The sequence below is a fragment of the Candidatus Krumholzibacteriia bacterium genome, from assembly GCA_029865265.1.
Lineage (GTDB): Bacteria > Krumholzibacteriota > Krumholzibacteriia > WVZY01 > JAKEHA01 > JAKEHA01.
On sequence record JAOUHG010000019.1, the window covers coordinates 18,805 to 31,509 of the forward strand.

Here is a 12,705-nt window from a genome sequence, read left to right on the forward strand (position 1 = left end):
ATCCTGCCCGCCCGGAAGACCATTCTCTTAACACTCGAGGAAACCAAACATGTCGATCAAGCCGGACAAGTGGATCACCCGTATGGTCAAGGAATACGGGATGATAGAGCCCTACGCGGATGCCCAGGTGAGCAGCAACGCCGTGTCCTTCGGCGTGTCGTCGTACGGGTACGACATCCGCATCGCAGACGAGTTCAAGATCTTCACCAACATCAACTCCACCGTGGTGGACCCCAAGAATTTCGATCCCCGCTCGTTCGTGGACTACAAGGGCGACGTGGCCATCATCCCCCCCAATTCCTTCGCGCTGGGGCGCAGCGTGGAGTACTTCCGTATTCCGCGCAATGTGCTCACCATCTGCGTGGGAAAATCGACCTACGCGCGCTGCGGCATCATCACCAATGTGACCCCCTTCGAGCCGGAATGGGAGGGCTACGTGACACTGGAGATATCCAACACAACACCGCTTCCGGCGAAGATCTACGCCAACGAGGGCATCGCGCAGGTACTGTTCTTCGAGAGCGACGAGGACTGCCTGGTGTCCTACAAGGACAAGAAGGGCAAGTACCAGAAGCAGGTGGGGATCACCCTGCCCCGGGTCCCCGGAAAATAGCCCCAGCGGGCGTCTGGGAGGGGTCTGGAAAATCGGCAGGCGGTATTCGGCCCCGGGCGCCCGAAATCGGGCGTCTGGGGCTTTTTTGTGTTTGACAGGTTTTGGCGTACCTGATATTCCAAACGCAGCAAAGAGGCTCTGGAGAGCCGTTTTCTCACCATTCACAATCTCTCTCGGAGGGAAGTCCGAAATGGCAAAAGCTGCAAAGAAGGCCGCGAGCGTCGAGCTCATCATCTCCAAGTCGCGGACCAAGGGAGCGGCCAAGGGTTACAACGTGTCGAGCGAGTTCTATCCGGCGCTCGACAAGTACGTCCGCATGGCCATCAAGGCTGCCGGCGACCGCGCCAAGGCCAACAAGCGCAAGACGCTGAAGCCGTCCGACCTGTAGAACGACGGTTGACGTTTGAAGTCACGAAGGGGCTCGGCCGAATGGCCGGGCCCTTTTCGCCGGGTGTCTCGATGGAACGGAGGCGATGAGATATGTGCCGGTGGATGGCCTACCAGGGCGGCTCGATTCTCCTGGAAGAGCTCCTGTTCAACGCTCAGAGCAACCTCATCGACCAGAGCATGAGTTCGCGTTCGGCGGAAACACCGACCAACGGCGACGGGTTTGGCGTGGGCTGGTACGGGTCACGAGAGCGCCCCGGCCTGTTCCGCAGCATCCGTCCCGCCTGGAACGACTTCAATCTGCGCGACCTGGCCGGCCAGATCCATGCGCATCTCTTTCTCGCGCACGTGCGCGCCACATCGCTGGCGACCATTCAGGAGACGAACTGCCACCCGTTCCGCTACGGGAACTGGCTGTTCGTGCACAACGGCGAGATTTTCGAAGTGGAGAAGGTGCGCCGCGACCTGATGATGGCTGTGGACGAGCGCTACTTCAACAACATCGCGGGAACGACAGACTCCGAACTGATGTTCCACCTCGCACTGACCTTCGGTCTCGAGAAGGATCCCTCCGCTGCACTCGCGCGCATGGCTGGTTTCGTTGAGGCAACCGCGCGCCGGCATGGCGTCACGGAATCCCTGTGGATGACGCTGGGGTTGAGCGACGGCAAGCGGCTCTTTGCCGTCCGCTACGCGAGCGACGGCGATGCGCCGACGCTGTATCACTCGCAAGCCGTGGAGGAGTTGCACCGCATCAACCCGGCTCTGCGCGAAGAGCTGGGACCACAGACGCGCGTGGTGGTCTCGGAGCCCATCGGGCGGTTCGCCGAGATGTGGGTGGAGGTCCCGCAGGGATCGCTGCTCGAAATGCAGGGCGGCGACCTGGAGATCCGTCCCTTCCAGCCGACCGGGTGACGGGCGCGCCGACCCGGGCCGCGTGCACCCCTTCTACTGGGCCGCCTTCGTGGCCTCGGGGAGGCCCTGACGCCGCAATTCCCGCAATTCCCACCCCTTGCGCCGTCGCGGGCCGCGTGGTAGATTCACCCAATTAACCCGGAGGACAGTCCGAATGCCCGATAAGATCCTCGGGACGGGGGTGACGTTTGATGACGTTCTCCTCGTACCCGCGAAGTCGTCATTCCTTCCCGGCGACGCCGACGTTTCCACGCGCCTCACCAAGAAGATCAAGCTGAACATCCCGATCGTGTCGGCGGCCATGGACACGGTGACCGAGGCACAGTTCGCCATCGCCATCGCGCGCGAGGGCGGCCTTGGGTTCATCCACCGCAACATGACCCCGGAGCGGCAGGCGGAGCAGATCGACCTGGTCAAGCGCTCCGAGAGCGGTGTCATTTCCAACCCCATCACGCTGGGTCCGTCGGTGCTGGTGCGCGACGCCAAGGCGCTCATGAAGAAATACGGCGTGTCCGGCGTGCCCGTCACCGACAAGAACGGCATTCTGGTGGGCATCCTCACCGCGCGCGACCTGCGTTTCAACGACGACGACTCGCTGCCCATCAAGAAGCTCATGACCGCGAAGGGCCTTGTGACCGCACCGGTGGGCATCAGGATGGAGGCGGCGCGCAAGCTCCTGCACGAGCACCGCATCGAGAAGCTGCCGGTGGTGGACGCGAAGGGCTATCTGCGCGGGCTGATCACGGTGAAGGACATCCAGAAGAAGCTCGACTTTCCCAACGCCTGCAAGGACACGCTCGGCCGCCTGCGCGTGGGCGGTGCGGTGGGGGTGGGCCCCGAGGCGCTGGTGCGCGCGGGCCTGATGGCGGAGGCGGGCGTGGACGTGGTCACCATCGACACCGCGCACGGTCATACCACCAACGTGATGGAGACCATCGCCGCCATCAAGAAGAAGCACAGGACGCTACCGGTGGTGGCGGGCAACGTGGCCACCGCGGCCGCCACGCGTGACCTCATCAAGGCCGGCGTGGACGCCATCAAGGTGGGCATGGGTCCGGGTGCCATCTGCACCACGCGCGTTGTCGCCGGCGCCGGCGTCCCGCAGATCACCGCCATCATGGACTGCGCTTCGGTTGCGTCCAGGGCGGGCATCCCGCTCATCGCCGACGGCGGCATCAAGTACAGCGGCGACATCGTCAAGGCCATCGCCGCCGGCGCGGACGTGGTGATGATCGGCAGTCTCTTTGCCGGCACCGACGAAACACCGGGCGAGGTGATCCTCTACGAAGGCCGCAGTTTCAAGAGCTACCGCGGCATGGGTTCCATCGAGGCCATGAAGTCGGGGAGCAAGGACCGCTACGGCCAGGCCGACGTGGAGGAGGCCAAGCTCGTGGCCGAAGGCATCGAGGGTCGCGTGCCCTACAAGGGGCGCCTCTCAGACTCGATCTACCAGCTGGTGGGCGGCCTGCGCGCGGGACTGGGCTACTGCGGCACCGCCAACCTGGCGGATCTGCGCGAGCGCGGGCGTTTCATGATGGTCACCTCCGCTGCGCTGCGCGAGAGCCATCCGCACGACGTCATCATCACCAAGGAAGCCCCCAACTACCGTTTGAGTTAGCATGACCTGGCACGGACAGATCAACCGCACCATCTGGGAGATCTCGGAGGCGATCAAGAAGCACCCCGAGCAGAAGCGCTACCGGCGCGAGCTGCTGCGTGCGCAGTTCCTGCAGCACTTCGAGCAGGACAAGGCCTTCCACGTGCCGCGCGACGACCGCACCTTCCTGTTCCTGCACGAGGGCGAGGGCCCTGTGGTGCTGCTGCTGCACGGTTCGGCGGGCACGCCAGCCGAGTTTCGCGAGCTGGGCAACCACCTCTACGCGCGCGGCATTTCGGTGTACTGCCCGCGGCTCACGCGCCAGACCGGGCGTGACCGTGAGGCGCTGTGGGAGTCGTGGGTGACGCAGGCGCAGATGGCGCTGGAAGCGGTGGCCACCTGCTCGGAGATGGCCTACGTGTGCGGCATGAGTCTGGGCGGCACCGTGGCGCTGATCCTGCACGACCGCGCGCCGTTGCACGGGATGATCCTGCTGGCTCCCGCCCTGTTTCCCCGGCTCAGCATCAAGGCGCGCTTCTTCCAGGTGGCCCGTGTGGTGACACCCACGGTGTTCTATCACTTCGCGGGCTGGAACGGCGAGGTGCTCAAGGCCATGGAACACGCTCGCAAGAACACGCGCGACATCCAGATTCCGGTGCTCGCCCTGCAGGCCGCCGACGACAACCGCCTCTCAGCGCGCGGATTGAAGATGGTGCGGCGGGTGGCCAAGGGAGCGGAGAGCGACATCCGCATGCTACCCACGGGTTCGCACGTGCTCACGCGCGGCGAACGCAAGGCCGACGTGTTCGAAGCGGTCAACGGGTTCGTAGAAAAGTCCGCGCGCGCCACCGGGTGGACGCCGCCGCGCAGTGGCTCGGGACCGGATCCTAGATCTGATCCATCGTGAAGCGGAAGGTCTCGTCCAGCTTCTGAATCTTCTTCACCAGTTCCTTCAGTTTCTCCCGCAGTTCGGGATCCTTCGATTTCTGATAATCCGAGTAGAGGTCGAGGAACTGGTCCTGCAGTTCCTTGAGCTGCTTGCTCGATTCCACGCGGTCCAGCGAACGTTCCAGGTGGTACACCTCGCCGGTGGAGAGACGGTCGAGGATGTTGAAGTACTCCCCGCGCATGTAGCTGAGGATCTGCACGTACTGCTCGAATCCCTTGGAGAGTTTCTCCAGCACCTCGCTGATGGCCGTGGCCTTGCGGAACATCGACTGGCTGTATGAGTAGGCAAACTGGTAGTACGCCTTGGCCCGCCCCACGTAGACCTCTTCGTTGTCCTTCATCAAAGCACCCATCGAGCCCGGCTTGGAGCCGTCGGAGTTGCGGAAAATGCCGATGGATATGAGCAGGAAGTCGGCGTTGGTCTTGTAGATGGTGTACTTGAGCCGCACGTCGGACGACTGCCGCACCTTCTCGAACAGATCGGTGTCGTAGCGCGAGAGATACTTGCGCGTGCGCTCGTGGTAGTCCGGGTTCATGAAGGACGTGAGCAGGCTGGCGAGATAGACGTTCACGTCCTCGTCGTAGTAGGTCTGGTTGGACGGGTTGCCGGACTCGAGCCTGCTGTAGAGCAGGCAGTTCATCACGAAGAAGAAGGTGGGCTCGACGTCGCGCTGCCCGCCGGGACCCAGGGTGATGTGACTTTCGCCTTCCATCTCGCGCTCCGATGCGGTTTCGGTTGCTGTCGAGCGTCGGGAAGGCGGCCACGGGGCCCGGCCGCGCCCCCACGCGATTCCGGCTGATGGGGGAGGCAGCAAGGCCCATGCCACGCAGCCTTTCCGCACCGCCGAGGGGCGCGTAGTGTAACGCACTGTTATATATACGGTTACTAATGGCGCCGCGCAAGCGCGTTTCCAGTTTGGGAACGCGTGAAATTGGGTTATAATTGCCCCCGGCGCCCCCGACTCTACTTCTAACTTATTAAAGTATAATGAGATGGGGCGTCGGGCGCGCGAGGGCGCGGGCCGGCCGGCCTGCGATACCGCGCGGAGACGGGGGGTCTTCACTTGAAAATCGGATTCCTGCAATTGCGCCCGCAGTTCGGGCGCGTCAAAGAGAACGTCCGTTCCGCCAAGTCGATGCTTGCGGGGATCACCGACACCACGGTGGTCCTGCCCGAGCTGTTCAACACCGGCTACCTGTTCCGCAACGCAGAGGAAGTCCGCAAACTCTCCGAGTCCGCGGCCAGCGGCTACACCGTCAGCGAACTGAAGAAGATCGCGGTGGCGCAGCAGTTGAACCTCGTGTTCGGCATGGCCGAGGCGAAGAACCGCAAGGTCTACAACTCCTCCGTGCTCATCACCGCGAAGGGAAAGATCCACACCTACCAGAAGGCGCATCTCTTCGACCGCGAGAAGCTGTTCTTCCAGCCCGGGACGCGCGCGTTCGCACCCGTCGCCGTGGACGGCGGCAAGCTGGGAATGATGGTGTGCTTCGACTGGTTCTATCCCGAGGTCACTCGTATTCTCGCCCTCGGCGGGGCGCAGGTCATCTGCCACCCGTCCAACCTGGTGCTGCCCTGGTGCCAGGAAGCCATGAAGACGCGTTGCATCGAGAACCGCGTCTTTGCCGTCACCGCCAACCGCATCGGTACGGAAAAACGCGGTGCGCATCAGCTCACCTTTACCGGCAAGAGTCAGATTGTGAATCCCATGGGTGAAGTTCTCGTCAGCGCCGGGGAACGAAGCGAGTCTCTGAAGATCGTGGAAATCGATCCGGCGATGGCATTGGACAAGCATGTCACCCCCAATAACGACCTGTTCAAAGACCGCAAGCCGGCCCTGTACAAACCGCTCCTTCGCAAGGTCGTATAAGGCCTAAAAAGCAACGCCAGGGCGCCCCCGTCCGTGCAAACTGCACCGGAACGGCGCGCCCAGGCCCTCCCGCGCGCCCCTCTATCCCCCGGTAATCACGTGCGTTAGGCCCCTGAGTGGCCACCGCCTGCTGGCATGTTACTTGCGTGACGGCGCGAGGCGAGCGCTGTCATTGCGCCCCGCTGTCCCTTTATTTCCCGGTGTCCCGACCGCCGGCCGATCAACCCGAAGGAGTTTCATCGTGGATCGCAAGAAGCCCCCGGTTCTCACTTCCCCGCGGAAAGTAGGCTTCCTGGTTGCGCTCATGCTGGTCGTTACCGGCCTCGGTGTTGGCTACTTCATCTCGGGTGCCTTCGGTCTGAAATGGCACTGGCTCGAACTCGGCGGCCTGTCGCCGACCACGTGGACGTTCAACCTCGACGCGTTCATCGAGGAAATGGTGCCGCTGGTGGCGCTGGTGACCCTGCTGGCCGTGGCGGCCCACGTGCTGGTTTCCGGCGCGGTCAAGCGCTACACGCGCTACGTCGATTCGGGCACGGAATACAAGCAACTGCTCAAGTCCATCAAGACCATCGATGATCTCGAGGACGAGGAGCGTCTGGAACAGCTCAAGCAGCACCCCGAACTGCGCGAGTTCCTTCTCGGTTTCAAGACGCGCATGGCGGCGCGCGAGCGCCAGCTGAAGGAAGGCGAGCGGCGCCCCGTGGCCTCGCGGGAGAACGATGGCGCGGCCCGCAAGCTCCCCGCCGAGTGCGGCATCCTGGTGAGCGCCATCATGAACGGAAAGGCCGGCTTCTCCGGCGACCTCGCCCTCACCATTCCGGAACTCAAGCAGATTGAGCGCGCGGTTCGCGACAACCTGCCGGGCGACAGCGCCGCAAGCGCGGAAGTCGAGTCGCTGCGCAGCCGCATCAATACCACGGTGGAAGCGGTGCGCAATCGCAGCGCCGGCATCCGGCGCGACGTCGACGCCTGCGTCACCGGCGTGCGCGAAATGGAGAAGATGCTCGCGCAGCTCAAGAAGGCCATCGAGAAGAACCAGGAGGCCGCGGTTGCCACCGAGGGCATTTCCAACGCCGCCAGGCAACTCGACAGCATGGCGGAAGCCCTGACCGGCCTCGGCGAGGAAACCCGCCGCATTGCCATTGCCGCCGCGCTGGAAGTCAGTGGTGGCGCCGAGGGGCAGTCCATCAAGGTCGCCGAAGAGGTGCGCACCATCGCCACGCGCTTCAACGCCGTCGCGGCGCAGTGGAAGAAGGCGGGCCCCGCGTTGCGCACCGGCCTTTCCACCATCGAGAAGGGCGTGTCGTCCAACGGCCAGCGCCGCAAGCAACTCGTCGCCTCCGCCGCCAAGGCCACCACCCTGGCGCAGAAGTGGGGCGAGCGCCTGGTGGCGCTGCAGGAGCAGATCTGCGAACTCGAGCGCGCCGCCGGAATTCAGGCCGACGTGGGCGAGTCCCGCGAGTGGGGAGCCATCGACGGGGACCTCAACGAGTACGCGCCGGAAGAGACCGTCGAGCCCGACATCCACGAAGAAGAGGACGACAGCTACGAAGCGCCCTCCGTGGACGAGGACGACGCGGTCGACGAGGCCGAGCCGGAGGCGGTGGAGGAAGAGACGGTTGCCGGTCTGGAGGAGAGCGGAACGGAATCTTTCGAGAATAACGCGCCCCCGGCCGTGTTCGAGGAGGAAGCCGGCGAGGACGAGTCCCAGTTCGCGGACATCCCCGGCTTCGAGAAGGAACAGCGCGTGTTCAACGAAGGAATCGCGCAGACCCCGGGCGAGCCGGACGACACCGGCGACGGCCTCGAGGTGGAACCGGAATCGTCCGATGTCTACAGCGAAGCCCGCCACCCTGCGCCCTCCGCCGAAGCTGCGGCCGAGGAGCCCGCGCCCGAAACGTCGTCGCACTCCGACGACGGCTTCCTCACCGGACCGCGCGGCAAGGCGCCCGCCAGGAAGGCGGCCGAGCCCGAAGCGGAATCCGATCCCGCTCCCAGGCGCCGTCCGCCCATCAAGGTGGTGCCGGTCGAGGTCGACACCGAACCCGAAGAGGACGGCCGCATCGATATTGACGCCGAGGTCGAAGAGGATGCCGACGCCCTGGATCTGTACGCGCTGGGCGCGGTGGATTTCGTGGAGGGCGTGCACGCCTGATCTGAATGGACAGTCGCTCGCTATTTGCCCGTCAGGTACGCTCGCAGTGCGAAACGCTCTGCGAGCTTCTGACTTGTCCGGTGGACACGCCGGTTCCGGAAGCGGTGCTCGAGCGCTGCAAGGTCAGCATCCGCATGCTGGCCGGCAGCATGCTCGTGGTCGACCTGACGGACTGGTCGCGCCTGCTCGGCGCGGTGGAAACCCTGCTCACCGTGCACGGCGAGCGCAACCTGGGCTGGGACGAGCGCATGGCGCAGGTGATCTTCGAGCTCATCGAGAAGGAAGAGCTGCTCGCCTCGTGCCATGAGCGCGACGGCGAAGAGGGCGCGCGCAAGTCCATCCCCACCCACGAGGTGGATGCGCTCATCGCCGGTGTCGACGCGCTGCGCGAGGAGTGCGAACACATGGAGCCCGCGCCGCCGCCGGCACCGCCCGCCGCCGCCAGCCCGGAGCGCCTGGGCAACGTCGCCGCACAGTTGCGCGCCGCCTGCGAACAGGTTCTGGACACCATTACATCGGATGCGTGGCAGGGCCGCAACAGCGACGCGGACACCGTCGAAGACCTGCGTCGCGCGCTGGGAACCATCGAGTTCTATGCGCGCGCCACCGACCGAATCGTGGCGTCGGTGGAGGAGTCCGTCGTATCGCCTCGCTGCGACCTGGCGCCACTGGAGACCGCGCTCGGGGACTTCGCCACCGAACTCATGCACGGCTCCGGCCGCGAACTCGCCATTTCCATCACCGGCGCGAGCATCGAGATGGAACCGTCGCTGCTGCCCGCTGCGTACCGGATCCTGCACGCAATGATCGGGGACATCTTCGAAAGGTGCACCGAGGGGCGGATCGAGGTTGCGGTCACGGTTGAAGACCGGCGCGGTGCGTTGCACTGGACGGTCGCCGACAACGGAGAAAACTTCCTGTCCGATTCGCGGCTCGACCACGAGGACCAGCTCGCGTTCTACCCGGGGCTGCGGCACGTGGTTCGCACGCTCAAGGAACACCACGGCACACTGGCCGTGGAGCCCGGCGCGGGCCGGCAGGCGCGCTTCGAGTTTTCGCTGCCCGCATCCACCCAGGCCGAGTCGCTGGTGGTGTGGGAGCACGCGGGCCGCACCTTCTCGGCACGGGCCGCGCAGGTGGTGAAGGTGGTTCCATCCAACGCCGACATCCGGCGCGAGAACGCCTACGGGGAGCACATGCTCATCGACGGTCGCAAGATCCCGCTCATAAAGCTGGACGTCCTGTTTCCGGAGGCGCCCTCGACCGGGGCGCGCATCGCCATACTCGGCGCCCTGGAGAAGAACGTCGCGTTCTACGTGCCGGACGACGGGTTGACCCAGGTCGGGGTGGTGCTGGGGGATTCGATTCCGGTGTGGAAGGGTGCCCCGCACGAAGTGGCGCGCGTGGATGGCCGCCGGGTGCCGCTGCTGGACGCGGACGATCTGCTGCGCGGCTACCTGTCGATTACCGGCACGGTGAGCTACGAAACCATGTCGTCGAGCGGCGTACAGGATCCGCTGGATATCTATGCGTCGGGGAGCATGTCGGGCGAAGAGCCCGTCGATGGAGAAGGGGCTGCGGCCGACGTGGGCGACGAGATCGAGATTCTTATCATCGAACAGAGCGAGGCGACACGAAACGCCTTCACGGACATTCTTGCGCGGCAGCGCCTGCGCGCGTCGTTTGCGGGAGACGTGGAGGAGGCCCTGGGCCTGATTCGTCTCAAGGAGCCGCGCGTGATCATAAGCGAGTTCCGGATTCCGACCATGGCCGCCAAGCGCATCGTGGACTCGCTGCGCAAGGAGGGACTTGCCATCCCCGTGCTGGTCACGACGTCGCAGTCCGGCAAGACCGCCGACCTCCTGGTGGAGAAGCTCGGCGCGTCGGGTTACCTGAGCAAGCCGCTGACGTCGTCCCAGGTGGCGTCGCAGCTCTCAGGGTTTCTGGGAGTGGTGCATTAGGAACCTGCAGGGTACCGAGCCATCCGCCGATTGCGTTTGACGGTGGCTCACGGTGCAAACTGCCCGCCGCGGGGCCCCATGGGGCGCGGGGTAACGGTGTAACTGCTTGTAAATACAGGCAGATGCATTTGGTACGCTTCGTGCTTTTGATTTGTCAGCCTCGGGGTGGGAACTCAGGCAGCACCGTCAACGAGAAGGATGGCGCAAAGATGAGCAAGTGGAGAGACACCGACTACTCGAGCATCGTGATCGGCGGTGCCGAAGACCAGGACGTTGTGATGACGTCGGTTGAGGCCGCCGAGTATCTGAAGATGCACGTGAAGACCGTGTGCCGGCTCGCCAAGGAACGCAAGATTCCGGCGAAGAAGGTTGGCAGCGAGTGGAGGTTCCTGAAGAGCGTGCTCGACAAGTGGTTGGCGCAAGAGGTCGTGTAACGACCGAAAGGTTCCTCCGAACTCCATCGCGCCCTCGGGCGATGCGTGCCGGGAGTCCTCATGCCGCCAAAGACAACGATCGAGAAGCTCTCGTCGTCCGTACCGGACGTCACAGTATTCAAGATCACGGGGACTCTCGGCTTCCACGAAAAGACAGTTCTGGAACGTCTGTTCAACGAGTGCAACCGGCGGGGGTTGGCTCGTGTCCTCTTTGAGGTTTCCGAGCTCGAGTCCCTGGGAGGCGGTTGCGCCAGCATCATTCGCGATGAGGCCAAGCAGGGCCGCATCGCGATTGGTCTGGTAGGGGCCCGTCGCACCGTTCTCAAGTTCCTCAAGAAAGAAGACGCACCGCGCATCGTGGTGGCGGAGTCGGTCGACGAGGCCACCCCGCACGTGCTGCGCATGGCGCTGGCCCACGAGGCGCACGCCGACCCGGACGTGGACTCCGACGACGCGCTGCTGTCCAACCTGGAGGAGATCCTCGAGCTGGGCGACGCGCCCGCCGACGAGGAAGACGCGGAGGTGGCGCTGGACGCCGAGAACGCCGAAGCCGGGGTGGACGTCCGGGCCGAACCCGAACCCGCGCCGGAAGCGCCGCAGCCCGAGCCGGAGCAACCGCGCAGACGGTCACCCGCCGAGCGGCGCGCGGCGGAAGCGGCCGGCGAGGAGTCGGCGGCGGCCCCGAAGGCGCCCGCCGGCGCGGAAGCGCCCTCCAAGGACCTGCAGAAGCGGGTGGTGCAGTACAACACCCTCTTCTCCATCAACTCCGAGTTCCACCGCTTCCAGGACCGCAAGAGCCTGCTGGACGCGTTCCTGCTCACCGCCATCGCCCAGTTCGGCGTGGAGAGCGCGGTGTTCATGGAGCGCAACCGCGGCTACTTCGTGCCCGTCGCCATGAAGGGCATCGAGCCCGGTGAGCTGCGCGGCTTCGCGGTGTCCGAGGAGCAGCTCAAGATCAAGACCTGGAAGAAGGAAGTGGAAGTGCAGACGGTGGAGAAGTCGCGCTTCGGCGACGACGTCAAGGCGCCGCTGCTGGCGCTGGGCTGCACCTACGTGGTGCCCTTCATCGTCCACGGCGACATCCGCGGCATCGTGCTGCTGGGACGGCCCATCAAGAACGAACTGGACGCCAGCAACACCGAGTTCCTCAAGATCATGATCAACCAGGCCGCCATCGCCTACGAGAGCATGTCGCGCTTCGAGGAGGAGAACGAGCGCACGCTGGGTATCGTGCAGACGCTGATCTCCCTCATCGAGGAGAACACGCTGGCCCGCGGCAACACCAACCTGGTGACCAACTACGTCTTCGCGCTGGCCACGCGCCAGCACTACCCGCAGGAATACCTGCGCGATCTCATGTACGGAACGGTGCTGCGCGACATCGGCATGATCAAGGTCAGCGATCTCATCGTGCGCAGCCCGCGCGAACTCATGCCCGAAGAGTGGGAGATCATCAAGCAGCACCCCACCGACGGCTCCAAGATGCTGACCAACATGAAGTTCTCCAGCCACGTGACCGACATCGTGCTGCACCACCACGAGCGCTTCAACGGTGAGGGTTACCCAAACGGCAAACAGGGGCAGGATATCCCGCTGGGCGCGCGCATCGTTTCGGTGGTGGAGAGTTACGCGGCCATGCTGCAGGAGCGACCCACCCGGCCCGCATTGTCCCGCGAGGAGGCGTTGAACACGCTCAAGGAAAACTGGGGCATGCGTTACGACCCCGAGGTGGTGCGCGGTTTCATTGAACTTCTGGAGGAGGAGATCCGGTCCGGCAAGAATCTGCACGAGAAGAAGTTTGCCATGTTCAGTGTTTGAGGG

The 12,705-nt window shown here is 64.5% G+C and carries 11 protein-coding genes; 10 read left to right on the forward strand and 1 reads right to left on the reverse strand.

Translation table 11 applies throughout. From position 1 onward, the window contains the following. The first annotated feature begins 49 nt into the window (after window positions 1-49). The 5 genes from dcd (at window position 50) to OEX18_09745 (ending at window position 4,419) form a co-directional block, all read left to right on the forward strand. Entirely contained in the window at window positions 50-613 is a 564-nt protein-coding gene (dcd, locus tag OEX18_09725; GenBank protein MDH4337537.1) for a dCTP deaminase, read from the forward strand. A gap of 190 nt (window positions 614-803) precedes the next feature. Next, window positions 804-1,001: a DUF1931 domain-containing protein gene (locus tag OEX18_09730; protein MDH4337538.1), complete on the forward strand. Its 198-nt coding sequence runs from the start codon at window positions 804-806 to the stop codon at window positions 999-1,001. Between the two features lie 92 nt (window positions 1,002-1,093). Next, window positions 1,094-1,915 carry a class II glutamine amidotransferase gene (locus OEX18_09735; protein ID MDH4337539.1) on the forward strand — a complete coding sequence of 274 codons (822 nt, stop codon included), beginning with the start codon at window positions 1,094-1,096 and terminating at the stop codon, window positions 1,913-1,915. A gap of 154 nt (window positions 1,916-2,069) precedes the next feature. Continuing rightward, window positions 2,070-3,533 (forward strand): IMP dehydrogenase, encoded by a 1,464-nt coding sequence (guaB, locus tag OEX18_09740; GenBank protein MDH4337540.1) that lies wholly within the window; start codon window positions 2,070-2,072, stop codon window positions 3,531-3,533. Window position 3,534: 1 nt separating this feature from the next. Further along, window positions 3,535-4,419 carry an alpha/beta fold hydrolase gene (locus tag OEX18_09745; GenBank protein ID MDH4337541.1) on the forward strand — a complete coding sequence of 295 codons (885 nt, stop codon included), beginning with the start codon at window positions 3,535-3,537 and terminating at the stop codon, window positions 4,417-4,419. On the opposite strand, the gene OEX18_09750 is transcribed toward OEX18_09745, so the two are convergent. Further along, window positions 4,400-5,173 (reverse strand): hypothetical protein, encoded by a 774-nt coding sequence (locus OEX18_09750; GenBank protein MDH4337542.1) that lies wholly within the window; start codon window positions 5,171-5,173, stop codon window positions 4,400-4,402. The genes OEX18_09745 and OEX18_09750 overlap by 20 nt on opposite strands. 351 nt (window positions 5,174-5,524) lie before the next feature. On the opposite strand from OEX18_09750, the gene OEX18_09755 reads away from it, so the two are divergent. From OEX18_09755 to OEX18_09775, 5 genes are all read left to right on the forward strand, one after another. Then, complete coding sequence (locus OEX18_09755) at window positions 5,525-6,331, forward strand: beta-ureidopropionase (GenBank protein ID MDH4337543.1); 807 nt, start codon at window positions 5,525-5,527, stop codon at window positions 6,329-6,331. Between the two features lie 241 nt (window positions 6,332-6,572). Further along, a complete protein-coding gene (locus OEX18_09760) occupies window positions 6,573-8,489 on the forward strand; it encodes a hypothetical protein (GenBank protein MDH4337544.1) in 1,917 nt (638 codons plus the stop codon). An 80-nt stretch (window positions 8,490-8,569) separates the two neighbouring features. Further along, window positions 8,570-10,450, forward strand: coding sequence for a response regulator (locus OEX18_09765; GenBank protein MDH4337545.1), 1,881 nt, complete (start codon window positions 8,570-8,572; stop codon window positions 10,448-10,450). 209 nt (window positions 10,451-10,659) lie between these two features. After that, window positions 10,660-10,884: a helix-turn-helix domain-containing protein gene (locus tag OEX18_09770; GenBank protein MDH4337546.1), complete on the forward strand. Its 225-nt coding sequence runs from the start codon at window positions 10,660-10,662 to the stop codon at window positions 10,882-10,884. A 60-nt stretch (window positions 10,885-10,944) separates the two neighbouring features. Then, window positions 10,945-12,702, forward strand: a complete 1,758-nt coding sequence (locus OEX18_09775; GenBank protein ID MDH4337547.1) for an HD domain-containing protein — start codon at window positions 10,945-10,947, stop codon at window positions 12,700-12,702. Window positions 12,703-12,705 lie beyond the last annotated feature (3 nt).

Coding starts and splice junctions, on each gene's coding strand:
- OEX18_09775 (MDH4337547.1), top strand. CDS start 10,945: ATGCCGCCAAAGACAACGATCGAGAAGCTCTCGTCGTCCGTACCGGAC.
- OEX18_09735 (MDH4337539.1), top strand. CDS start 1,094: ATGTGCCGGTGGATGGCCTACCAGGGCGGCTCGATTCTCCTGGAAGAG.
- OEX18_09745 (MDH4337541.1), top strand. CDS start 3,535: ATGACCTGGCACGGACAGATCAACCGCACCATCTGGGAGATCTCGGAG.
- dcd (MDH4337537.1), top strand. CDS start 50: ATGTCGATCAAGCCGGACAAGTGGATCACCCGTATGGTCAAGGAATAC.
- OEX18_09750 (MDH4337542.1), bottom strand. CDS start 5,173: ATGGAAGGCGAAAGTCACATCACCCTGGGTCCCGGCGGGCAGCGCGAC.
- guaB (MDH4337540.1), top strand. CDS start 2,070: ATGCCCGATAAGATCCTCGGGACGGGGGTGACGTTTGATGACGTTCTC.
- OEX18_09730 (MDH4337538.1), top strand. CDS start 804: ATGGCAAAAGCTGCAAAGAAGGCCGCGAGCGTCGAGCTCATCATCTCC.
- OEX18_09770 (MDH4337546.1), top strand. CDS start 10,660: ATGAGCAAGTGGAGAGACACCGACTACTCGAGCATCGTGATCGGCGGT.